General features: G+C 72.9%; 25 protein-coding genes. 13 read left to right on the plus strand and 12 right to left on the minus strand.

Annotated features, from left to right (window positions below):
- The first annotated feature begins 34 nt into the window (after nt 1-34).
- Nucleotides 35-616, plus strand: coding sequence for a DUF5998 family protein (locus tag AC3A3L_RS15670; protein ID WP_268110972.1), 582 nt, complete (start codon nt 35-37; stop codon nt 614-616).
- Nucleotides 613-1,734, plus strand: a complete 1,122-nt coding sequence (locus AC3A3L_RS15675) for an alkaline phosphatase family protein (RefSeq protein WP_487640967.1) — start codon at nt 613-615, stop codon at nt 1,732-1,734. The genes AC3A3L_RS15670 and AC3A3L_RS15675 overlap by 4 nt, the downstream gene beginning before the upstream one ends.
- 15 nt (nt 1,735-1,749) lie before the next feature.
- On the opposite strand, the gene AC3A3L_RS15680 is transcribed toward AC3A3L_RS15675, so the two are convergent.
- Genes AC3A3L_RS15680 through AC3A3L_RS15690 form a run of 3 tightly spaced genes read right to left on the minus strand, consistent with a single transcriptional unit; the run spans nt 1,750 to nt 3,294 of the window.
- Nucleotides 1,750-2,094 (minus strand): hypothetical protein, encoded by a 345-nt coding sequence (locus AC3A3L_RS15680; RefSeq protein WP_487640968.1) that lies wholly within the window; start codon nt 2,092-2,094, stop codon nt 1,750-1,752.
- A 16-nt stretch (nt 2,095-2,110) separates the two neighbouring features.
- Nucleotides 2,111-2,764 (minus strand): thymidine kinase, encoded by a 654-nt coding sequence (locus AC3A3L_RS15685; protein WP_487640969.1) that lies wholly within the window; start codon nt 2,762-2,764, stop codon nt 2,111-2,113.
- Nucleotides 2,765-2,790: 26 nt separating this feature from the next.
- Nucleotides 2,791-3,294, minus strand: coding sequence for a hypothetical protein (locus AC3A3L_RS15690; RefSeq protein ID WP_487640970.1), 504 nt, complete (start codon nt 3,292-3,294; stop codon nt 2,791-2,793).
- Here AC3A3L_RS15690 and AC3A3L_RS15695 point away from each other — a divergent pair.
- Nucleotides 3,293-4,117, plus strand: a complete 825-nt coding sequence (locus AC3A3L_RS15695) for a sulfurtransferase (protein WP_487640971.1) — start codon at nt 3,293-3,295, stop codon at nt 4,115-4,117. The genes AC3A3L_RS15690 and AC3A3L_RS15695 overlap by 2 nt on opposite strands.
- On the opposite strand, the gene AC3A3L_RS15700 is transcribed toward AC3A3L_RS15695, so the two are convergent.
- Entirely contained in the window at nt 4,118-4,954 is an 837-nt protein-coding gene (locus AC3A3L_RS15700) for an MOSC domain-containing protein (protein WP_487640972.1), read from the minus strand.
- Nucleotides 4,955-4,957: 3 nt separating this feature from the next.
- Complete coding sequence (sepH, locus tag AC3A3L_RS15705; protein WP_487640973.1) at nt 4,958-5,935, minus strand: septation protein SepH; 978 nt, start codon at nt 5,933-5,935, stop codon at nt 4,958-4,960.
- A 113-nt stretch (nt 5,936-6,048) separates the two neighbouring features.
- Between sepH and AC3A3L_RS15710 the strand changes: the two genes are divergently transcribed.
- Nucleotides 6,049-6,684 carry a trimeric intracellular cation channel family protein gene (locus tag AC3A3L_RS15710; protein ID WP_487640974.1) on the plus strand — a complete coding sequence of 212 codons (636 nt, stop codon included), beginning with the start codon at nt 6,049-6,051 and terminating at the stop codon, nt 6,682-6,684.
- A 16-nt stretch (nt 6,685-6,700) separates the two neighbouring features.
- Here AC3A3L_RS15710 and AC3A3L_RS15715 read toward each other — a convergent pair whose 3' ends face one another.
- Nucleotides 6,701-8,023 (minus strand): D-arabinono-1,4-lactone oxidase, encoded by a 1,323-nt coding sequence (locus AC3A3L_RS15715; RefSeq protein ID WP_487640975.1) that lies wholly within the window; start codon nt 8,021-8,023, stop codon nt 6,701-6,703.
- A complete protein-coding gene (locus AC3A3L_RS15720) occupies nt 8,020-9,219 on the minus strand; it encodes an MFS transporter (protein WP_487640976.1) in 1,200 nt (399 codons plus the stop codon). Before AC3A3L_RS15720 ends, AC3A3L_RS15715 begins: the two co-directional genes overlap by 4 nt.
- A gap of 33 nt (nt 9,220-9,252) precedes the next feature.
- Here AC3A3L_RS15720 and AC3A3L_RS15725 point away from each other — a divergent pair, with 33 nt between their 5' ends.
- The 3 genes from AC3A3L_RS15725 to AC3A3L_RS15735 all read left to right on the plus strand — a co-directional run bounded on the left by AC3A3L_RS15725 (nt 9,253) and on the right by AC3A3L_RS15735 (nt 11,680).
- Entirely contained in the window at nt 9,253-10,371 is a 1,119-nt protein-coding gene (locus AC3A3L_RS15725; protein ID WP_487640977.1) for a ferrochelatase, read from the plus strand.
- Nucleotides 10,368-11,189, plus strand: a complete 822-nt coding sequence (locus AC3A3L_RS15730) for an inositol monophosphatase family protein (RefSeq protein WP_487640978.1) — start codon at nt 10,368-10,370, stop codon at nt 11,187-11,189. The genes AC3A3L_RS15725 and AC3A3L_RS15730 overlap by 4 nt, the downstream gene beginning before the upstream one ends.
- A 200-nt stretch (nt 11,190-11,389) precedes the next feature.
- On the plus strand, nt 11,390-11,680 hold the full coding sequence (locus AC3A3L_RS15735; RefSeq protein ID WP_056600397.1) for a DUF4193 domain-containing protein: 291 nt from the start codon (nt 11,390-11,392) through the stop codon (nt 11,678-11,680).
- A gap of 61 nt (nt 11,681-11,741) precedes the next feature.
- On the opposite strand, the gene AC3A3L_RS15740 is transcribed toward AC3A3L_RS15735, so the two are convergent.
- The 3 genes from AC3A3L_RS15740 to AC3A3L_RS15750 all read right to left on the minus strand — a co-directional run bounded on the left by AC3A3L_RS15740 (nt 11,742) and on the right by AC3A3L_RS15750 (nt 13,644).
- Nucleotides 11,742-12,221, minus strand: coding sequence for a hypothetical protein (locus tag AC3A3L_RS15740; RefSeq protein WP_487640979.1), 480 nt, complete (start codon nt 12,219-12,221; stop codon nt 11,742-11,744).
- A gap of 622 nt (nt 12,222-12,843) precedes the next feature.
- Nucleotides 12,844-13,176: a DUF4235 domain-containing protein gene (locus AC3A3L_RS15745; RefSeq protein WP_487640980.1), complete on the minus strand. Its 333-nt coding sequence runs from the start codon at nt 13,174-13,176 to the stop codon at nt 12,844-12,846.
- Nucleotides 13,177-13,185: 9 nt separating this feature from the next.
- Nucleotides 13,186-13,644: a DUF3093 domain-containing protein gene (locus AC3A3L_RS15750; protein WP_487640981.1), complete on the minus strand. Its 459-nt coding sequence runs from the start codon at nt 13,642-13,644 to the stop codon at nt 13,186-13,188.
- 78 nt (nt 13,645-13,722) lie between these two features.
- Here AC3A3L_RS15750 and dut point away from each other — a divergent pair, with 78 nt between their 5' ends.
- Genes dut through AC3A3L_RS15770 form a run of 4 tightly spaced genes read left to right on the plus strand, consistent with a single transcriptional unit; the run spans nt 13,723 to nt 15,934 of the window.
- Nucleotides 13,723-14,193, plus strand: coding sequence for a dUTP diphosphatase (dut, locus tag AC3A3L_RS15755; RefSeq protein WP_487641201.1), 471 nt, complete (start codon nt 13,723-13,725; stop codon nt 14,191-14,193).
- Nucleotides 14,194-14,209: 16 nt separating this feature from the next.
- Nucleotides 14,210-14,854, plus strand: a complete 645-nt coding sequence (locus AC3A3L_RS15760; protein WP_487640982.1) for a DUF3710 domain-containing protein — start codon at nt 14,210-14,212, stop codon at nt 14,852-14,854.
- A 4-nt stretch (nt 14,855-14,858) separates the two neighbouring features.
- Nucleotides 14,859-15,221: an OB-fold nucleic acid binding domain-containing protein gene (locus AC3A3L_RS15765; protein WP_487640983.1), complete on the plus strand. Its 363-nt coding sequence runs from the start codon at nt 14,859-14,861 to the stop codon at nt 15,219-15,221.
- Entirely contained in the window at nt 15,218-15,934 is a 717-nt protein-coding gene (locus tag AC3A3L_RS15770; protein ID WP_487640984.1) for a DUF3159 domain-containing protein, read from the plus strand. The genes AC3A3L_RS15765 and AC3A3L_RS15770 overlap by 4 nt, the downstream gene beginning before the upstream one ends.
- A 34-nt stretch (nt 15,935-15,968) precedes the next feature.
- On the opposite strand, the gene AC3A3L_RS15775 is transcribed toward AC3A3L_RS15770, so the two are convergent.
- Nucleotides 15,969-16,640: a potassium channel family protein gene (locus AC3A3L_RS15775; RefSeq protein WP_191195723.1), complete on the minus strand. Its 672-nt coding sequence runs from the start codon at nt 16,638-16,640 to the stop codon at nt 15,969-15,971.
- Nucleotides 16,641-16,655: 15 nt separating this feature from the next.
- Complete coding sequence (locus AC3A3L_RS15780) at nt 16,656-17,318, minus strand: potassium channel family protein (protein WP_487640985.1); 663 nt, start codon at nt 17,316-17,318, stop codon at nt 16,656-16,658.
- A 55-nt stretch (nt 17,319-17,373) separates the two neighbouring features.
- Between AC3A3L_RS15780 and AC3A3L_RS15785 the strand changes: the two genes are divergently transcribed.
- Together AC3A3L_RS15785 and AC3A3L_RS15790 are read left to right on the plus strand one after the other, a co-directional pair.
- Nucleotides 17,374-19,419, plus strand: a complete 2,046-nt coding sequence (locus tag AC3A3L_RS15785) for an APC family permease (RefSeq protein ID WP_487640986.1) — start codon at nt 17,374-17,376, stop codon at nt 19,417-19,419.
- A 10-nt stretch (nt 19,420-19,429) separates the two neighbouring features.
- Complete coding sequence (locus AC3A3L_RS15790; protein WP_487640987.1) at nt 19,430-20,638, plus strand: class I SAM-dependent RNA methyltransferase; 1,209 nt, start codon at nt 19,430-19,432, stop codon at nt 20,636-20,638.
- The last annotated feature ends 67 nt before the right edge of the window (nt 20,639-20,705 follow it).

The raw sequence follows: 20,705 nt of genomic DNA on the forward strand, positions 1-20,705 counted from the left end.
GCCCGATCGACCGAGCCGTGACAGACTTGTCGCCATGCCCCGCTCCACCCGTGACGCGGACGTCTCCCACGACCTCCGCAAGGCGATCCACCGCACCGGCTACTACCCCGAGGTCGTCGCCGACGGCGTCTTCTCGGCAGCCGGCGGTGAGGAGGTCGTGTCCTACTTCGTCCACCACGAGACGACGTTCGACCACGAGGAGGTACGACGGCACCTGACCGCGTTGCTCCTGACGCCCACCCGGCTCGTGATCGCGCACACCGACGAGCACCCCGGCGACGACCTGCTGCCCGAGCCCTACACGTCGACGACCACCGAGGCCGTGACGCTGACCTCCATCCGGACCGTGGTCGTGACCCGGATGGTGGCCAACCCGACGAAGGGCGTCGCCCCACCCGCCGAGGCGGTGCTCACCATCGGCTGGGGCGGCGTGGGGCGGCTCGACCTCGAGCCGGCCGCGTGCTCCGACCCCAACTGCGACGCCGACCACGGCTACACCGGCACCCTGGCCGGGGACGACTACACGCTGCGGGTGTCGGCCGCCGCCGAGGGAGCAGACGCCGTCGCCGGCCTGCTGGCCTTCGCGGAGGCGCTGTCCGCCCGCACCCGCGGATGACCGAGGGCTTCACGCCGCCGGCCTACGGTGACCGCTCCCTCGCCGACGTCGTGCCGTCTGTCGCGCGCGCCCTCGGCGTCGAACTCGACGGGCACCCCGCGGGTCTCGAGCTCCCGCCTGCGCCGTCGTACGTCGTCTTCCTCGTCGACGGGATGGGCGCGGAGCTGCTCACCCGCTACGCCCACGCCGCGCCGTACCTCTCCTCGCTCCTCGAGGGGGCCGCCATCGGCACAGCGGGCGTGCCGTCGACCACGGCCACCTCGCTCACCTCGCTCGGCACCGGCCTGGTCCCGGGCGCGCACGGGCTCGTCGGGTTCACCGCCCGGATCCCGGGCACCGACCGGCTCCTCAACCACCTCTGGTGGGACAAGGGCGTCGACCCCCTCGAGTGGCAGCCGCACCCAACCGCCCTCGGGCGGCTGGCCCACGCGGGCGTGCACGTCACCTCGGTCAACAAGCGGGACTTCGACGGCTCCGGCCTGACCGTCGCGTCGCAGCGCGGGGCGACGTACGTCGGCGCCGACCGCGTGGGCGAGCGCATCGCCGCGACTGTCGCCGCCTCGGCCGAACGGCCGTCGCTGACCTACGTCTACGACTCCGACCTCGACTGGACCGGCCACAAGTTCGGCGTCGCCTCGACCCAGTGGCTCCAGCAGCTGGCGATGGTCGACGCGGAGGCCGAGCAGCTGCGCGAGGCCCTGCCGGCCTCGACTCGGCTGCTGGTGGTCGCCGACCACGGCATGGTCGACGGCTCCCGCGAGGCCCGGGTCGACGTCGACGAGGTGGACGGGATGCGCGACGGCGTCGCGCTCCTCGGCGGGGAGGCCCGTTTCCGGCACCTCTACTGCGCCGCCGGCGCCGTGCCCGACGTCGTAGCGACCTGGCGCGAGGTGCTGGGGGACCGGGCCACGGTGCTGACGCGGGAGGAGGCGGTCGGGCGGGAGTGGTTCGGACCGGTGTCGCCGGGGGTGCTGCTGCGCCTAGGCGACGTGATGGTGGCCTGCCACGACGACACGGCGGTCGTGTCGACCCGCGACTTCGCCTACGAGGACACCCTGGTCGGGCTCCATGGCTCGCTCACGCCGGCCGAGATGCTGATCCCCATCCTGGTCGGCTGAGTCAGGTCGGCTGAGTCAGCGGCCGGCTGCGTGCAGCACCTTGGCAGCGGTGCCGTCGACCGCCGTCAGCGCGAGCAGGGAGGCCGCGGTGGCGCGCCCCGCCCACCCGCCGCGGACGACGACGGCGGCCGTGGCGACGTTGGCGACCGTCCGGGCCGCGAGCCACGGCCAGCGCGGCGACCCGGCCAGCAGGCCGGAGGAGAGGGCCAGGTCGACCAGCCCCACCAGGCGGGCCGTCCGGGGGTCGGTGATCCCGCCGAGTGGTCCCACCCGCCGCGGCGCCAGGAGCAGCGCGGACCCGATGACCAGTGTGGCGAGCCCGGCCGTACGACCGGCGTCGAGCGCAGCGTCCTCGTCCATGACGCGATCGTAGGGGTCAGCCGAAGGGGAGCGGCTCGGGCGCGAGGCTGACGGCCTTGGCCCGCGCGGCCGTGAGGCGGCGGCGGTGGTGCTGGCGGCACAGCACCTCGTAGGCGACGTCGGCCGGCGGCTCGTCGACCTGGTCGACGTCGCCGACCACGATGACCTCGCCCTCGACCACCATCGCGCCGTTCTCGGTGCGGGCGTTGTGGGTGGCGCGCTTGCCGCACCAGCACAGCGCCTCGACCTGCAGCACGTTCATCCGGTCGGCGAGCTCGACGAGCCGCGCGCTGCCGGGGAACAGGTGCGAGCGGAAGTCGGTGAGGATCCCGAACGCGAAGACGTCGATCTGCAGCTCGTCGACGACCTTGGCGAGCTGGTCGATCTGGTCCGCGGTGTAGAACTGGGCCTCGTCGCAGATGAGGTAGTCGATGCGGCCGCCGCGGGTGAGGGAGCTCACGACGTAGGCCCAGAAGTCGAAGCCGGCGTCGACCTCCAGCGCGTCGTGGGTCAGCCCCAGCCGGCTGGACAGGACCGCCTGCCCGGCCCGGTCGTGCGTGGTGAAGATCCGGCCGACGCGTCCGCGGGCGGCGTGGTTGTGGTTGGTCTGGAGCGCCAGCGTCGACTTGCCGGAGTCCATCGTGCCCGTGAAGAAGTGCAGTTCAGCCATGTCGCGGCGATCTTGTCACAGCCGGGCTACGTGGCAGACGCAGCCGCGCCGCCACCGCCGTCGCTGGACTGGCGGGTGAGCTCCACGTGCGCCACCCACAGCAGGAAGCACCCGAGTCGCGGGTCCAGCGGACCGTCCACGGTGAGCCGCGGCCTGTTGGTGAACAGGCCCGATCTCCGTACCTCGCCGATGGGTGCGCCGTCGCGGGACAGGACCAGGCGCGTCGAGAAGAGGCCGGCGTGGCGCAGCTGCACGAGCCGGCCGGCGTCGATGGACCACGTGGAGGTGAGGAACCCCGACCGTCGTGCCACGAAGCGGGTCGCCCCGTCGAGCGATGCGGTCAGCTCGCTACCGCTCCAGCCGTTGGACCGGTAGTCCCACAGCTCGGGCCCGATCTGCACCTCGGCTCGCTCCCGGAACCACGAGCGGCTGGCGCGGCCGACCTCGGTGCCGTCGACGACGATCACGTCGCCCTTCCCCCAGTCGAACTCCACGGGGGCAGCGTCCCACGCGTGGGAGGCTGGCTCCATGACCGACAGGCCGCTGATCACCCCCGACGAGCTCGCCGCGGACCTCGGTCGGGTCACGGTGCTGGACGTCCGCTACCTCATGAGCGGCCCGCCCGGCCGGGAGGAGCACGAGGCCGGCCACGTGCCCGGAGCGGCGTACGTCGACCTCGACGAGGACCTCGCCGACCCGCCGGGCGCCGGGGGCAGGCACCCGCTGCCCGATCCGTCGCGCTTCGAGGCCGCGATGAGGCGGGCCGGCGTGCGCGGCGACCGTCCGGTCGTGGTGTACGACGACTGGCAGGGGCGGGCAGCCGCCCGCGCGTGGTGGCTGTTGCGGCACCACGGCCACCCCCACGTCCGGGTCCTCGACGGCGGTTGGACCGCGTGGCGGGAGGACGGGCACCCGGCCGAGGCAGGACCCGTCGAGGTCGCGCCGGGCGACTTCACCGTCTCCGACGGCACCGACTCCCCAGGGGCCACCGCCGTCGGGCCCGGTGACGTCCAGCATGTCCAGGTGCTCGTCGACGCCCGGGCGCCCGAGCGGTTCCGGGGCGACACCGAGCCGGTCGACCCCGTCGCCGGCCACATCCCGGGCGCCGTCAACGTGCCGACGACGGCCAACCTCGACGACCGCGGACGCTTCCTGCCGCCGGGGCAGCTCCGCGAGGTGTACGCCCGGGTCGGCGCCGACACGTCGACGTCCGTGGCCGCCTACTGCGGCTCCGGGGTCACCGCCACCCACGACCTGCTGGCGATGGAGGTCGCCGGCATCCGGGCAGCGCTGTACCCGGGCAGCTGGAGCGGCTGGATCACCGACCCGGCGCGGCCCGTCGCGACCGGTTGATCACTCCGCCCGGACGGCGTCGCCGACGCCGATCCGGCCGTTGGTCTCGGGCACGAGGTGCACGGCGAAGTAGACCTTGCCGTCGATCCGCCGGTGCCGGGCCAGGGTGCGGGTCGGCTCCCGGGCGGTCCTCAGCGTGCCCGGGTCGAGGGTCGCCATCACGCACCGGCCGACGGGCTTGCCGATCCGGAAGGGGACGTCGCCCACGACGACCCGCGTCCAGCGGTCCTCGGCGAACGGTTCGTCGCCGTCCACGACGAGGTTGGCGCGGAACCGCTCGACCGGCAGCGGGGCCGCCGGCTCCTCGCCGAGCTCGAGCGCGCGCTCGACCATCCAGTCGTTGAGCTGCCTCATCGACGCGAGCGACGCGATGGTCACCGGGAACGAGTCGGGGAAGGCGGCGTGGTCGCCCGGCTGGGAGAACCCCGGCTGCAGCGTGCGCTGCTCCGGGGCGTGGCACCAGACGAGACGCAGGTCGTCGCGCCCCAGCACCGAGCGGAGCCACGCGTCGGCCTCGGGGCCGGCCGGCCGGGCCCGGAGGTGCAGGGAGAACAGGCGGACGTCGACCGGCGCCGCCTGCGGCACGTCGACCAGCAGGTCGGGGTGGCCCGGCGCCCGGAGCCGCAGGGCGGCCGCGACCGACGGGTCGGTGGCCGGCGTGTCGGCGACGACGGTGAAGAGCCGGTGGACCTCGCGGGCGGACACGAGGCTGTGGTCGCCGTCGACGACCATCCAGGTCCGGTCGTCGGCCAGGCCGCGCGGCAGCACGGTGGCGGAGGTGATCGGACGGATGGCGCCGGACTTGAGCGGGTGGACGTTGAGCTGGACGAGGCGCAAGCGTCAGTCGCCCTTGCCCCCACCGAACATGATCTCGTCCCAGCTCGGCACCGACGCACGGCCGCGCTTCTTCGCGGGCTTCGGCTTCGGCTCCGCAGGGGCCTCCGCGGCCGGCTCGGGCTCGGGCTCCGCCGGCTGGTCCGCCCGGTGCTCGCCGCGGTCGTCGTCGAGGTAGGCCTCCACCGGCTGCTCGGTGCCCAGACCGGTGTCCGAGAGCTCCATGGTGGTCTCCTCCGGGGTTGCCTCCGCGGTGGCGGAGGACTCCTCGCCCGTGACCATCTCGATGGCGTCGTCGCCCAGCGGCAGCTCCTCGCCGACCGCGCTCAACCGGCGCTGACGCGCGGCGGCCAGGTCGTCGGGGGCCGGCGTGGCAGTGGCGTCGGACGTGGCGGCGGACGCGGCGGCAGGGGTGGCGTCGCCGACCAGCCAGCGGGCGTCGTCGTCGTCGACCGTCACGAAGCTGCCGCGCGGGTCGTGGGAGAAGGTCGCGGTGCCGACGCGCCCGGCCACGTCGTAGAGGGCGGTCAGCGTCCAGCGGCCGTCCTCGCGCCGCCACGCGTCCCACTCGACAGTGGCCGGGTCGACGTTGTGCGAGCGGAGGTGGGCACGGACGGCCTCGCCCAGGGTGCGCGCACCGGTCTCGGACGCACGGCGTCGTACGGACGCGAGCTGGGCGCGCTCGGCGACGTGGGCGCGCTCGGCCATCACGGGTGCGGCGAACGGCATGATCTTCTCCACCGACGTCCCGGCCGCGTGTGCCACCGCCTCGGGTGACTCACCGGCTCGGATGCGCATCTGGATGTCGCGGGGGCGGAGGCTTGATTCCATCGGGATCTCCAACTGGCCGTTGCTGTCGGGCGCGCCCGTCACGGCGCGACGGAGCCGGGCGTCGACCGCCAGGGTGTGCTCCTGGCCCGACTCGTCCACCAGCAGCAGGCGCTTGCCGTCCTTGCTGCGTCCGGTGAACGTCAGCTTGGCCATGGACGGCGGGCTCCTGCCTGGCTGTGGTCGGGGTGGTCTGGGTGGTCGCTCGAGCCTACGCCAGCGGCATGCCCGAGCACGGTTGCGCCCGCGGCGCGCCCTAGGCTTCCGGTGTGCCCGAGACGGAGTTCGCCACGACGCTGGTCGCGCTCGACCTGGTGGGCATCTTCGTCTTCGCGGTCACCGGGGCGCTCGTCGCGGTCCGCAAGAACCTGGACATCTTCGCCGCGCTGGTCCTGGCCGGTGTCACCGGCCTGGGCGGCGGCTTCATCCGCGACGTGCTGATCGACGCCACCCCGCCGGCGGCGCTCACCGACTGGCGCTACCTGCTCGCCCCCGTCGCGGCCGGTCTCCTGACCTTTGCGTTCCACCCCGCCGTCGGGCGCCTGGAGCGCGTGGTCACCGTCTTCGACGCGGTGGGCCTCGCCCTGTTCTGCGTGACGGGTGCGCTCAAGGCGGTCGAGTACGGGCTGGGCCCGGTGCCGGCAGCGCTCATGGGGATGGTCACCGGCATCGGCGGCGGGATGATGCGCGACGTCCTCGCCGGCCACGTGCCGGTGGTGTTCGAGGGCAACCTGTACGCGACGCCGGCGCTGGCGGGCGCGGTCGCTGCCGTGCTCCTCGACCGCACGGACCTGCCGGTCACCGTCGTGGCGTCGGTGGGTTTCGCCACCTGCCTGGTGTGGCGGCTCCTGGCGCTGGTGCGCGGCTGGAGCGCGCCCATGCCGCGCGGCCCCGCCAACGTCTGAACGCCGCGTCCCTGCCTCAGTCGCCCAGGACGCGGCGCAGGTAGGCGTTGGCGAAGACGCGGTCCGGGTCGAGGCGGTCCCGCAGCGCGAGGAACTCGTCGAACCGGTCGTAGGCCGGCGCCAGGTCGGCAGCTGTGCGGGTGTGCACCTTGCCCCAGTGGGGACGGCCACCCGCCTCGCGCAGGACCGGCTCGAGACCGCCGAAGTACGCCGTGTGGTCGGTGTCGGCCGGCACGTGGAAGGCGAGGTAGAGGCTGTCGCGGCCGTGGGCGGTCGACAGGGCGACGTCGTCGGCCCGCGCGGTGCGCACCTCCACCGGGAACGCGATGCGCCAGTCGCTGGCGTCGATCAGCCGCCGGCACTCGCGGAGCACGTCGAGACCGACCTCCCGTGGGACGGCGTACTCCATCTCGCGGAACCGGACCCTCCGCGGCGTGACGAAGACGCGATGGGCCAGGTCGCTGTAGCGGCGCTCGGACTGCGCGCGCCCGGCGACGCGGTTGATCCGGGGGACCAGGGCCGGGGCGCGCGAGCCCACGCGGCACAGGGCGCCGAAGGCGGCGTTGGACATCAGCTCGTCCTCCCACCAGGCCGCGACGCGTGACGGAGGCTCTTGCTCGCCGGGCTCGAGGTCGGTGCGGACGTTCTGCTTGACCATGAGGCGGTCGGTGTGTGGGAACCAGTACAGGTCGAGGTGGTGCGCGTCCTCCGCCATCTCGTCGTACGTCGCCAGGCCCTGGTCCCACGTCATCGGCTGCTCGTGGGCCTCGACGACGAAGAGCGGCTCCACGTGGAAGGTCAGGCTGGTCAGGATGCCCAGCGCGCCGAGGCCCACGCGGGCGAGGTCGAAGACGTCGGGGTTCTCGGTGCGGGTCGCGCGCACGACCTCGCCGGTGCCGGTGACCAGCTCCAGCCCGGCGAGCTGCGCGGCCAGACCGGCGGCGACGCCCCCGGTGCCGTGCGTGCCGGTGGAGGTGGCGCCCGCCAAGGTCTGCTCGGCGATGTCACCCATGTTGTGCAGCGACAGCCCCAGCCGCTCGAGGGTCAGGTTGAGGTCCTTCAGCGGCGTCCCGGCGCGGGCGGTGACGGTCATCGCCTCGCGGTCGACGGCGAGGACGCCCTGCAGGCCCTCCGGGCGCAGCAGCGTGTGCTCGGGCGCGGCGATCGCGGTGAAGCTGTGCCCGGTGCCGGTCATCTTGACCGTCGTCCCGGCGTCGCGTGCGCGTCGTACGGCGTCGACGACCGCGTCGACGGACGTGGGGGTCTCGACGTGGCGGGGGACCGCCTCCTCGAGTCCGGACCAGTTGCGCCAGAGGTGACCGTGGACCGCAGGGCTCATGTGCGCAGACTAGGGGCCATGACGGGTGCGGGGCGCGCGGTCAGCGCGAGCAGTGCCCCGAGGACGCCGCCACCGAACGCGACCAGGTAGGCCGCGGACGCGCCGCTGTGGTCGACGACGAACCCGGCGATCGTCGCGCCCGGGGCGACGCCGGCCACGATGCCGGTGTGCAGGACCGCCATCCCCTCGGTCAGCCGCAGGGAGGGGACGCCCTGCTCGACCATCGTCATCGCCCCGATCATGGTGGGCGCGATCGACAGCCCACCGAGCAGCAGCAGGAGGGCCATCAGCGGCACCGAGTCGACGAGGAACAGCGGCGCCATCGCGAGCGCCATGGCCGCCGCGCCCCACCGCAGCCGCGCCTCCGGTCCGCTGCGCCAGGCGATCGCACCCGTGGCCAGACCGGCGACGAGGCTGCCGATGGCCCACACGGCGAGCAGCCAGCCGGCCGCCCCGGGGTGTCCCTGCTCCTCGGCGAAGGCGACCGTGGTGACCTCGGCGGCACCGAACAGGCTGCCGAGGGTCAGGCAGACCAGCGCGAGCGTCAGCACCAGCCGCCAGGGCATCGGCGGCCGCGGCCCCTGCGTCGCCGTCGTACGCCCGGCCGGTGGCTCGGTGCTGCGCTGTGCCGCGAGGGCGAAGGTGCCGGCCAGCCCGGTGAGGACGGCGCAGGTCAGTCCCGCGACGGGGTGCCAGCCGGTCGCCAGGAGGGTCACGACGACCGGTCCGATGACGAAGACGACCTCGTCGAGCGCCGCCTCCAGCGCGAAGGCGGTGTTCTTCTCGTCCGGGCGGTCGAGCAGGTACGCCCACCGCGTGCGGACGCTGGCGCCGACCTGGGGCAGCGCCGCGCCGGCGACGGCGGCGAAGACGTACGTCCAGGCGCGGGGCCAGTCCTGCTCGACCGCGAGCATCATCAGCGCGAGCCCGGCGCCGAACACCGAGATCGCGACCGGGAGCACCCGCGACTGGCCGTAGTGGTCGACCCAGCGGCCGTGCAGCACGGCGAAGGCGGCCTCGGCCAGGACGAACACGGCCGAGACCGTTCCGGCCAGCCCGTAGGAGCCGGTGCGGCCCTCGACGAGGAGCACGATCCCGAGGCCGACCATCGAGATGGGCAGCCGGGCGACGAGGGCGGCACTGCTGAAGGCCAGGGCGCCCGGGCGTGCCAGCACCCGGCGGTAGGAGTCGAGCACGAGCGTGATGGTAGGCCGCTCTACTCTGGCTGCATGAATCCTGCGGGTCACCCCGACGTGAAGCCGTACGACGCCCTCCTCGTCCTCTCCTTCGGAGGTCCTGAGAAGCCCGAGGACGTGGTTCCGTTCCTGGAGAACGTGACGCGCGGACGGGGGATCCCACGCGAGCGCCTCGAGCAGGTGGGGGAGCACTACTTCCTGTTCGGCGGGAAGAGTCCGATCAACGACCAGAACCGCGCTCTCATCGCGGCACTGGAGAAGGACTTCGCCGACCAGGGCATCGACCTGCCCGTCTACTTCGGCAACCGCAACTGGGACCCCTACCTCGCCGACACCCTCGCCCAGATGACCGCGGACGGCGTCCAGCGTGCGGCGGTGTTCGCCACGTCGGCGTACTCGTCGTGGTCGTCGTGCCGGCAGTACCGGGAGAACCTCTGGGACGCGGTGGACCAGACCGACGGTGCGCCGCGCCTCGACAAGCTGCGGCAGTACTACAACCACCCGGGCTTCCTCGAGCCCGTCGTCGACGCCTGCCTCGCCGCGCTCGCCGAGCTCCCGACCAACGGCGAGGCCGCCCACCTCGTGTTCGTGACGCACTCGATCCCGACGGCCATGGCCGAGACCAGCGGGGCACCGCCGGAGGCCGAGGCGCAGCCGCGGGGCGCCTACGTCAAGCAGCACCGCAGCGCCGTCGACGAGGTGGCCGACCGGGTCCGCGCCGCCACGGGCCGCGCCCACCGCCACGACCTCGTCTACTGCTCCCGGTCCGGTGCACCCTCCACGCCGTGGCTCGAGCCCGACGTCAACGACCACCTGGAGGAGCTGGCCAGCGACGGCGTGGGCCAAGTGGTGCTGGTGCCGATCGGCTTCGTCTCCGACCACATGGAGGTCATCTACGACCTCGACACCGAGGCGATGGCGACCGCCGAGCGGCTCGGCATCCGCGCCGTGCGCGCCGCGACCTCGGGGACCGACCCGCGCTTCGTGGAGATGGTCCGCGACCTCGTGCTCGAGCGGGCCGCCGCCGAGCGCGGCGAGTCGCCGGCGCGCCCGGCGCTCGGCTCGCTGCCGGCCGGTCCCGACATCTGTGGGGCCGGTTGCTGCCCCAACCCGCGTGGCCCGCGTCCGGCCCTCTGCGGGGCCGACTCGTGACGGTCGACGCCTCGGCGGCGCCGACGCAGCTGCGCGACCTGGCCCGCTCCCTGGCCCACGAGGGCGCAGTCCTGGCGCGTGAGATGCGTCGGGGCGGCGTCGACGTCGCCGACACCAAGTCCAGCGCCGTCGACGTCGTGACCGAGGCCGACCGCGCGGTCGAGGAGCTGCTGCGCTCGCGCATCGTCGCCGCACGGCCCGACGACGCCATCCTGGGGGAGGAGGGCGACGACCGACCCGGCACCTCCGGGGTGCGCTGGGTCCTCGACCCGATCGACGGCACGGTGAACTACCTCTACGGCCTGCCCGACTGCGCAGTGTCCGTGGCGGCTGAGGTCGACGGCGAGGTGGTCGCGGGGGCCGTGGTGACGATCCCGACCGGTGTCGAGTACGCCGCCGCGCTCGGCCAGGGCGCGACGCGCGACGGCGCGCCGATCTCCGTCCGGCCCTCGCCACCGCTGGCCGAGCGGCTGGTGCTGACCGGCTTCGGCTACCAGCGCGAGGTGCGCGAGCACCAGGCCGGCTGCGTGGCGGCGCTGCTGCCCGAGGTCCGCGACATCCGCCGGATGGGCTCCTGCGCGCTGGACCTGTGCCACGTGGCGGACGGGTCCGGCGACGGCTACGTCGAGGCCGGGCCCCAACCCTGGGACTGGTCCGCGGGCGGCCTCGTCCTGCGTGAGGCCGGCGGCCGCTTCGAGCTGCGCGACGGCACCTTCACCATCGGGTCGTACCCTGTGCGCAACGTGGTGGTGGGCGCCCCGGTCGACGGGTGGGACGACTTCGTCGCCGCTCTCGGCAAGGCGGGGTTCCTCGCCTGACGACCGCCCCTCCGGGTGGCTCGCAGACACCCGCCGAGGTGGGAATAGGGAGACGTCACCCACTGTTCAGGCGACACGTTGCGGACCGGCTCACCACGGAACCGGTTCATGGTGCACAATCTGGCGCCGACGACGCGCACAACTGGGACGTCCCGTCGCAATCCGGCGGAACGGGTCCACAGCATGGGGAGAGGTAACTGATGGCCACCGACTACGACGCACCACGCAAGTCCGAGGAGGACCAGAGCGAGGAGAGCATCGAGGAGCTCAAGGCCCGACGTCACGACAAGAACTCCGGCAAGGTCGACGAGGACGAGACCGAGGCCGCTGAGTCCTTCGAGCTCCCGGGTGCCGACCTTTCGCACGAGGAGCTCGCCGTCGAGGTCATGCCTCGTCAGGACGACGAGTTCACCTGCATGAGCTGCTTCCTGGTGCACCACCGGTCGCAGCTGGCCGACGAGAAGAAGCTCATCTGCCGCGACTGCATCTGAGTCCGGCACCCGACGTCCTGCTCGACAGCGCCCGCTCCTCCCTGCGAGGGCGGGCGCTCCGTCATGTGGGGCTGCCGCGACCGTTGGGGCCGCGTCCGCCGGTCCACTTCGTCCGCCCGCTCCACGGCGCTCCGCGGGGTGCACCCGGGACCGGCCGAGACCTCGGTCTCCTGGCCTCCCGCAGCTCGTCGAGGTGCACTGCCTCTGCCTTCAGCTGGCGCGTCGCGGGATGGTCGACGGGCGTCCCGTGGAGCATCCGCTCGATCCGCTTGGCGTACCTGGAGGTCCGGTAGCGGATCGACGGGAGACCGAGCCGGCGCGAACGGTCGACGCTGGTGAAGTAGTCGATGCTCGTCATCCGCCGGAACGCGCGAGGAACCCACCACCCGGTCACCCGCAGGTCCACGTGGGCGGGGAAGCGGCTCCCGCCGCGCGTGCGCGCACCGTCGGCCCGCATCGGCTCGACCCGCTCGCCCGAGTCCCGGTCGTGGAGCGCGACCGTGACGCCGGCCAGCCGCAGCATCTGCTGCAGGACGCTCACCCGCGGACTCGTGCGCTCGGTCTCCCAGCGAGCCACGGCCGACTGGGACACCCGAGCAGCTCGGCGAGGCCCCGCTGCGAGACGTCGAGGATCCGCCTGATCCGACGGACCAGGCCCGCCACACCGCCGTCGAACGGTCCCATGTGGAGCCACTGGAGCTCGTCCTCGGTCAGGTCCGCCGGCCTGACCTGCGGCGTCGTACCGTCCATCGCGATCCCGTCTCCTGCCCTGGCCCTGTCGTCGTCACGAGGAGCAAACCCGTCACAGCGGACGCCCGCGGCAGGCCATCCACAACCGGGGCCTCAGGGCGCGCCCGGGGTGCGCTGTGGACGACTGGTGGCCCGCGACCGCGCCGCCCAGTCCCACGACACCCCCGTTTCGCCTGCACTGACCAGTGAGTCGCTCAGAGACTCACGGGTCGGTCGGAAGTCGGGCGTCGCCGCTGCGACGTTGAGTCGCTGGGAGACTCACGGGCCAGGGCCGGGCCGCCGGGAGCTGAGTCGGCAGGAGACTCACTGGCCAGTGCCTGCCGGACTGGGCTGGTGCAGGTGGAGGTGGAGGCGTCGCGAGGGTTGGGGTCGAGCGTCGGCCGAGTTCGGCCGCCGCGTTCAGGAGGCCCTCGTCAGGACTGGGCTGCGGGAGCCTTCGAGGCGTCCTGGTCGTCCTTCTGCAGCTGCGGGGGGAGGTGCCCGGTCGACTTGGCGTAGTAGTGCGCCGCGCGGCGGCTGGCGAGCATGCGGGCCACGCCGATCATCGTGCCGCTGACGGCTGCCCACATCACGGCTTCGCCGATGCTGACGTCGGGGTCGGCGGGGTTGGCCGGCGGGTTCTTGCCGGTGGCCGCGCGCCACGAGGTGTTGAGGCCCTTCTTGACCAGGGCCGCTGCACCGAGCGCAGCGACGAGGGAGAACGCCGAGTAGACCTTGCTGGAGCTGTCCGTGGACGAAGAAGCCATGTCCGCACCCTACCCAGCGGTTCGACGGGTCCGCCCCGCCTCCAAGGCTGAGACGAGGGCGTCCGGCCGACGGGAGCTGACCAGCCAGTACGGGGTGGGGTCGGCCGGGTCGGCGATGTCCACCCGCACGCCGCGCTTGAGGTAGGGACGGAGCAGCAGGTAGGCCCGGGCGTCGGCGTCGACGCCCGCCTGACGTCGTACGGCGTCCGCGTCGAGGGCGGTCACGGGACCCACGAGGTCCAGCGGGATGTGCGCCCGACCGGCCCGGAAGGTCGTGCCGTCCACCGACACCCGAGGCCGTCCGTAGCCGATGAACAGGGCGACCAGGACGGCCATCGCCACAGCCGTCACGGACCACGCGACGGCTTCGGGGGTGGCGGCGAGGACGGCCAGCCAGAGGGACGCAACGAACATCGTGCCCTGCACCCACCAGCGCAGCGGAACGGTGAGGCGTTCGGCGTAGTCCACGGCGCAGAGCCTATAGATTCACTCCTCGTGCCCGACCACGACCCGACCCCAGAGCCGACCCCAGAGCCGTCACCCGACCTGGACATCGCCGTCGTCCGCCTCGACCCGGACCTGCCGCTGCCGTCGTACGCGCACCCGGGCGACGCCGGCGCCGACCTGCACACCACCGTCGACGTCCACCTCGCTCCGGGCGAGCGGGCCCTCGTGCCCACCGGGATCGGTGTCGCCCTGCCGGACGGCTACGTCGCGCTCGTGCACCCGCGGTCGGGCCTCGCGGCCCGTCACGGCCTGTCGATCGTCAACACCCCCGGCACGATCGACGCGGGCTACCGCGGGGAGATCAAGGTGCTCCTCATCAACCACGACCCGGTCGAGGCCGTGAGCCTCAGCCGCGGTGACCGGATCGCCCAGCTCGTGGTCCAGCGGTTCGAGCGCGCGCGGTTCGTCGAGGTGGGGGTGCTGCCCGAGTCGGTCCGGGGCGTCGGGGGCTACGGTTCTACAGGTACCGGTTCGCGCCCCGGAGCCGGACCGCGCTCGGCCGAGCGCTGATCGAAGGAGTGTTGACGTGAAGTTCCGCCGCAAGGCAGGCACGACCCCGGCGACCGCGGACACCGCCGCAGAGAGCGCCGGGGACGCCGCGGAGGCCAGCGCCGGGCCGGAAGCGGGCACCGGCCCGTTCGACGTGTCCCAGGTCGAGGGCGACGGCATCGACCGGGCCGACCTCGGATCCGTACTGGTGCCCCCGATCGCCGACCGGGAGCTCCGCCTCCAGGTCGACGAGCAGAGCGGTCAGGTCCGCGCGGTCATGCTGGCGGGCTCCGACGGCGCCTGCGAGTTCCAGGCCTTCGCGGCCCCCCGCAACGGCGACCTGTGGTCCGAGGTCCGCCCCCAGATCGCCGAGGACATGGCACGGCGAGGTGGCCAGGCCACCGAGCGCGAGGGTCGCTGGGGCACCGAGCTGGTCTGCCAGATGCCGGTCCGCCGCCCCGACGGCACGACCGCGACGCAGCCGTCGCGCATCATCGGCGTCAACGGCGACCGGTGGATGCTGCGCGCGTCCTTCCTCGGCCGCCCCGCCGTCGACCCCGACTCCGCCCCCGACTGGGAGGACGCGCTCGCCCAGATCGTCGTACGCCGCGGCGACCAGGCGATGCCCGTCGGTGAGCCGCTGCCGGTCACGCTGCCGGACGACGCCCGCCGGGTCAGGTGATCTCATGGCCGAGAAGAGCCGGCTGCGCCAGGCGCTCTCCCGCTGGGCGGACAGCTCCGAGGCCCACCAGCGCGAGCTGCGCCTGTCCCACGCGACCGACGAGGCGATGGCCATCGCCGACGCCCCCGAGCGTGAGCACGTCGTCGTCAGCGGGGTGCTGCGCACCGTCACCCTCCGCCCCCGGGGCGGCGTGCCGGCCCTCGAGGCCGAGCTCGACGACGGCTCCGGCGTCATCACCGTGGTGTGGCTCGGTCGCCGTCGCATCACCGGCGTGGACCCCGGCCGGTCGGTGATCGTCGCCGGCTGCATCGGGCGCCAGAGCGGCGTGCCCATCATGTTCAACCCGCGATACGAGCTGCGCCCGTGAGCGGCGCCACCGGCACCGGCACCCCCTCCACCGACACGGTCGAGGCGGTCGTCCGCGGCCAGCTCGCCAAGGCACTCGGCGGCCGGCGGGGCATGGCCGAGGCAGCCGTGCCGACCATCCTGTTCACCGTCACCTGGCTGACGGCGAGCAACCTCGACCTCGCCCTGTCGGTCAGCATCGGCGCCGCGCTCGTGCTGCTGGTCGTGCGACTGGTGCAGCGCTCCACGGTCCAGTTCGTCCTCAACGCGCTGTTCGGCATCGGGATCGGCTGGTTCTTCGTCTTCCGCTCCGCCCAGTCCGGCGGCTCCGAGCAGGAGCAGGCGCTCGCCTACTTCCTGCCCGGGCTCCTCTACAACGGCGGGTACGCCGTGGTGCTGGCGTTCACGTGCCTGATCGGCTGGCCGCTGGTCGGCTTCATGGTCGGCAGCATCACGGGCGACCCGACCGCGTGGCACAAGGACAAGCAAGTCGTGAGGCTGTGCAGCCGCCTGACGTGGCTGCTGGTCGCCCCGTGCGTGCTGCGGGTCGCCATCCAGGCGCCGATCTGGCTGGCGGGCAACTCCGGCTCGATGGACCCCGACGCCGCGGTGGCGGCCCTCGGCGTGCTCAAGATCGCGCTCGGGTGGCCGCTCCAGCTCGCGGCGCTCGGCTCGATGATCTGGCTGCTCTCCCGCAACCGGACGCCCGTCGACCCGGACGCCGCGCCCGCCTGAGACGTCGGCTCCGGATCAGCCCGGCTCAGCGGGGTCAGCCCGGGTGGTGCCCGGGGGAGAGCAGGTGCTCGAGCTCGGACTCCACCTCGGCCGGGACGACGAACAGCAGCTCGTCGCCGGACTCCAGCGGCTGCTCCGCCTCGGGCGTGTAGACCTGGCCGTCGCGCAGGATCGTCACCAGTGCGCAGTTGTCGGGGAACGGCACCAGCCCGGCGGGCGTGCCGACGTAGGGCGAGTCGGCCGACAGGGTCAGCTCGACCAGGTTGGCGTTGCCCTGGCGGAACGTGAAGAGGCGGACGAGGTCGCCGATGGAGACGGCCTCCTCGACGAGCGCCGACATGATGCGCGGGGTCGAGACGTTGACGTCGACGCCCCAGGCCTCGGTGAAGAGCCACTCGTTGTTGGGGTGGTTGACGCGACCGACGGTGCGCGGGACGCCGAACTCGGTCTTCGCCAGCAGCGAGGTGACCAGGTTGGCCTTGTCGTCACCGGTGGCGGCGATGACCACGTCGCACTTGCCGAGCTGGGCCTCGGCGAGGGAGGACAGCTCGCAGGAGTCGGCGAGCAGCCACTCGGCGTTGGGGACCCGCTCGGGGCGGATCGCGGACGGGCTCTTGTCGATGAGCAGGATCTGGTGACCGTTCTCGATCAGCTCCCGGGCGATCGATCGACCCACGGCTCCGGCTCCGGCGATGGCGACGCGCATGTCTCAGGTGTTCCTTCAGTCGTCGTCGGGGCCGGCCTCGAGCACGGCGTAGGCGTGGGCGGCGTTCTCCTCGCGGATCACGATGTGCAGCATGTCGCCCTCCTGCAGGACGGTCTCGCGGGTGGGCAGCATGCCCTCACCGAGGCGGTCGATCCACGCGATCCGGCTGCGCGACTGCATCTGGAACTCGACCGTGCGGTTGCCGACCCAGACCTCGGGGACGGGGATGTGGTCGACCCGGATGGTGCCGGACGGGTCGCGGAAGTCGGGCTCGGCGCCGGCGGGCAGGATGCGGCGCAGCACCTGGTCGGCGGTCCACTTCACCGTCGCGACGGTGGTGATGCCGAGGCGCTGGTAGACCTCGGCGCGACCGGGGTCGTAGATGCGCGCGACGACCTGCTGCAGGCCGAACGTCTCCCGCGCCACACGCGCGGCGATGATGTTGGAGTTGTCGCCGCTGGAGACCGCGGCGAAGGCGTCGGCGCGGCGGATGCCGGCCTTCTCCAGCACCTGCTGGTCGAAGCCGTAGCCCGTGATCTTGTCGCCGTTGAACTCCGGGCCGAGACGCCGGAAGGCGTCGGGCTCGCTGTCGATGACGGACACGGTGTGGTTGCGGTCCTCGAGGCTTCGGGCGAGCGTCGAACCGACGCGGCCACAACCCATGATCACGACGTGCACGCCAGAACCGTATCCCAGCGGGGATATCGGCCGCTGCGGGTCTAGGCTCGCGCCCGTGAGTGTCGGAGACGTGTCCAAGCGGATCCTGCTGGGCCGCAAGCTCCGCAGCAGCCAGCTGGGAGAGACGCTGCTCCCCAAGCGCATCGCGCTGCCGGTGTTCGCCAGCGACGCGCTCTCCTCGGTGGCGTACGCGCCGGACGAGGTGTTCATCATGCTGGCCGTCGCCGGCGCGTCGACGTACGTCTGGTCGTGGAAGATCGGCCTGGCGGTCGCTGTCGTCATGCTCACCGTCGTCGCGAGCTACCGGCAGACCGTGCACGCCTACCCCTCGGGCGGCGGTGACTACGAGGTCGCGACGGTCAACCTCGGCCGCAACGCCGGCGTGACGGTCGCGAGCGCGCTGCTCGTCGACTACGTGCTCACCGTCGCGGTGTCGATCTCCTCGGCCGCGCAGTACGCCGCCGGAGCCCTCAACTTCCTCATCGGGCACGAGGCGACGGTCGCCGTCGTCGCGGTCGTGCTCCTGACCGCGATGAACCTGCGGGGCGTGCGCGAGTCGGGCTCGTTCTTCGCGGTGCCCACCTATCTCTTCATGGTTGCGATCCTCGGCATGTGCGCCTACGGGCTGCTGCGCCTGCTCGCCGGTGACCTCCCCGAGGCGGAGAGCGCCCACCTCGTCATCGACCCCTCGCCGGGATGGGAGCAGCCGCTCACCCAGGTCGCCCTGATGTTCCTGCTCGCGCGGGCGTTCTCCTCCGGGTGTGCCGCCCTCACCGGCGTCGAGGCGATCAGCAACGGCGTGCCGGCCTTCCGCAAGCCGAAGAGCCGCAACGCCGCGACGACGCTGCTCCTGCTGGGCATGATCGCGATCTCGATGATGATGAGCGTGATCGTGCTCGCCAACCAGATGGCGATCAAGTACGTCGACCCGCACGAGCTCGACCGGTTGAGGACGGCTGCCGGCGCCGCCGTGCCGGAGGGCTACGAGCAGCACCCGGTGATCGCCCAGATCGCCGCGGGCGTGTTCGACCACTTCCCGCCGGGCTTCTACTTCGTGCTCACCGTCACCGGCATCATCCTCGTGCTCGCAGCCAACACGGCCTTCAACGGCTTCCCGGTCCTCGGCTCGATCCTGGCCCAGGACGGCCTGGCGCCCCGGTCGCTCGGCTCGCGCGGCGACCGGCTGGCCTACAGCAACGGCATCGTCTTCCTGGCGGCCATGTCGATCCTGCTGATCTGGATCTTCGACGCCGAGACGACCAAGCTCATCCAGCTCTACATCGTCGGCGTCTTCGTCTCCTTCAACCTCAGCCAGCTCGGCATGATCCGCCACTGGACCCGCCACCTGCGCACCGAGCGCGACCCGGCCGTACGCCGCCGGATGATGCGCTCGCGGGCCATCAACACCTTCGGCCTGGGGATGACCGCCGTCGTCCTCGTGATCGTGCTGATCACCAAGTTCCTCGCCGGTGCGTGGATCACCATCCTGGCGATGGGCTTCTTCTTCCTGGTCATGCAGGCCATCGGACGCCACTACGCGCGCGTCGAGCTCGAGCTCGCGGCCGACGAGCAGGACAAGGTGATGCCGACCCGGGTGCACGCGATCGTGCTGGCGTCGAAGCTCCACAAGCCGACGCTGCGTGCCCTCGCCTTCGCCCGCGCCACCCGCCCGAACGTCCTCGAGGCGATCTACGTCAGCATCGACGCCAAGGCGACGAGCCGGCTGCTGGAGGAGTGGGACGAGCGACACCTCGACATCCCCCTCAAGGTGCTGCACTCGCCCTACCGCGAGGTCGTGCGCCCGGTCGTGGAGTACACCCAGGAGATCCGGCGAGCCAGCCCTCGTGGCGTCGTGGCGGTCTACATCCCGGAGTACGTCGTCGGGCGCTGGTGGGAGCAGCTGCTCCACAACCAGACCGCGCTCCGGCTCAAGGGACGCCTGCTCTTCACCCCCGGCGTCATGGTCATCTCCGTGCCCTACCAGCTGCGGTCCTCCCAGGACGCCGAGAAGCGTCGCCGGGACGACATGCGGGTCCACGCCGGCGACCTCCGCCGGGGACGCGTCGCCTCGCGCAGCAACCGGCAGATCGACGACAGGTGAACACCCCAGCATGAGCCGCCACAACCGTCCCCGCCGGGCCCGCGGCCGCTCGCGTGTGGGGGAGCGCTTCGAGGTCGAGGTGGGTCCGGTCGCGCACGGTGGGCACTGCGTCGCGCGGCTCCCCGAGCCCGACTCCCGCGTGGTCTTCGTGCGCCACGCCCTGCCCGGCGAGCGGGTGGTCGTCGAGATCACCGAGGGAACCGACGGCGACCGGTTCTGGCGCGGCGACGCCGTCCGGGTCGACGTACCGTCCACCGACCGCGTCGAGCCGGCGTGTCCCTACGCCGGACCGGGGCTGTGCGGGGGCTGCGACTTCCAGCACGTCGCGCTCCCGGCGCAGCGGGACCTCAAGACGGCCGTGGTGCGCGAGCAGCTGGTGCGGCTCGGCCGCCTCGACGCGGCGTCCGACCTCGTGACCGGGCTCCACGTCGAGGCGGTGCCCGTCGCCGGGCGTGACGACGACGGCCTGCGGTGGCGCACCCGGCAGCGGTACGCCGTCCTGCCGGACGGCCGGCCGGCGATGCGGGCGCACCGCTCCCACGAGCTCGTCGCGGTCGACGACTGCCTGATCGCCGCCGAGGAGGCGCGCCCGAAGCGGTTGGTCGAGGAGGGCGCCCCGCGCCCGTCACGAGACCCCGTCACCCACGAGGTCACGGTCGGCGACCTGACCTCACCGTTCTCCGTCGCCGCCGACGGCTTCTGGCAGGTGCACCCCGAGGCTCCGCGCGTCCTCGTGGGGACGGTCCTCGACCTGCTCGACCCCAAGCCCGGTGAGCGCGCGCTCGACCTCTACGCCGGGGTCGGCCTCTTCGGTCGGTTCGTGGGCGAGCGGACGGGCGCGCGGGTCGTCGCCGTCGAGGCCGACCGAGCGGCGTGCCAGCACGCCCGCGGCAACCTGTCGGCCTTGAAGGGGGCCGTCGTCGAGTGCGGTCCCACCGACCGGGTGCTCCGCTCGGGTCTGGACGAGCCCTTCGACCTCGTCGTGCTCGACCCGCCCCGGGAGGGCGCCAAGCGTGCCGTGGTGGAGCAGGTGGTCGACCGCCGCCCCCGCGCGGTGGCGTACGTCGCCTGCGACCCGGCAGCGCTGGGTCGCGACGTCGCGATCTTCGCCGAGCACGACTACGGGCTCACCGCGGTCCGGGCCTTCGACCTCTTCCCGATGACCCACCACGTGGAGTGCGTCGCTTTGCTGACGAAAACCGGCTCTGACCTGCGGTGATGCACGTCGGCGTGTTGGTGCCGACTTCCACTCGCTGTTCGACCTGACAACGCGGTGGCGCGGACGG

It is taken from the genome of Nocardioides sp. Soil_C_8 (genome assembly GCF_057656315.1).

What these genes read in the sequence shown, in the direction of transcription:
- AC3A3L_RS15670 (WP_268110972.1), top strand. Translation starts at nt 35, where the DNA reads ATGCCCCGCTCCACCCGTGACGCGGACGTCTCCCACGACCTCCGCAAG.
- AC3A3L_RS15675 (WP_487640967.1), top strand. Translation starts at nt 613, where the DNA reads ATGACCGAGGGCTTCACGCCGCCGGCCTACGGTGACCGCTCCCTCGCC.
- AC3A3L_RS15680 (WP_487640968.1), bottom strand. Translation starts at nt 2,094, where the DNA reads ATGGACGAGGACGCTGCGCTCGACGCCGGTCGTACGGCCGGGCTCGCC.
- AC3A3L_RS15685 (WP_487640969.1), bottom strand. Translation starts at nt 2,764, where the DNA reads ATGGCTGAACTGCACTTCTTCACGGGCACGATGGACTCCGGCAAGTCG.
- AC3A3L_RS15695 (WP_487640971.1), top strand. Translation starts at nt 3,293, where the DNA reads ATGACCGACAGGCCGCTGATCACCCCCGACGAGCTCGCCGCGGACCTC.
- AC3A3L_RS15690 (WP_487640970.1), bottom strand. Translation starts at nt 3,294, where the DNA reads ATGGAGCCAGCCTCCCACGCGTGGGACGCTGCCCCCGTGGAGTTCGAC.
- sepH (WP_487640973.1), bottom strand. Translation starts at nt 5,935, where the DNA reads ATGGCCAAGCTGACGTTCACCGGACGCAGCAAGGACGGCAAGCGCCTG.
- AC3A3L_RS15715 (WP_487640975.1), bottom strand. Translation starts at nt 8,023, where the DNA reads ATGAGCCCTGCGGTCCACGGTCACCTCTGGCGCAACTGGTCCGGACTC.
- AC3A3L_RS15725 (WP_487640977.1), top strand. Translation starts at nt 9,253, where the DNA reads ATGAATCCTGCGGGTCACCCCGACGTGAAGCCGTACGACGCCCTCCTC.
- AC3A3L_RS15735 (WP_056600397.1), top strand. Translation starts at nt 11,390, where the DNA reads ATGGCCACCGACTACGACGCACCACGCAAGTCCGAGGAGGACCAGAGC.
- AC3A3L_RS15745 (WP_487640980.1), bottom strand. Translation starts at nt 13,176, where the DNA reads ATGGCTTCTTCGTCCACGGACAGCTCCAGCAAGGTCTACTCGGCGTTC.
- AC3A3L_RS15765 (WP_487640983.1), top strand. Translation starts at nt 14,859, where the DNA reads ATGGCCGAGAAGAGCCGGCTGCGCCAGGCGCTCTCCCGCTGGGCGGAC.
- AC3A3L_RS15775 (WP_191195723.1), bottom strand. Translation starts at nt 16,640, where the DNA reads ATGCGCGTCGCCATCGCCGGAGCCGGAGCCGTGGGTCGATCGATCGCC.
- AC3A3L_RS15790 (WP_487640987.1), top strand. Translation starts at nt 19,430, where the DNA reads ATGAGCCGCCACAACCGTCCCCGCCGGGCCCGCGGCCGCTCGCGTGTG.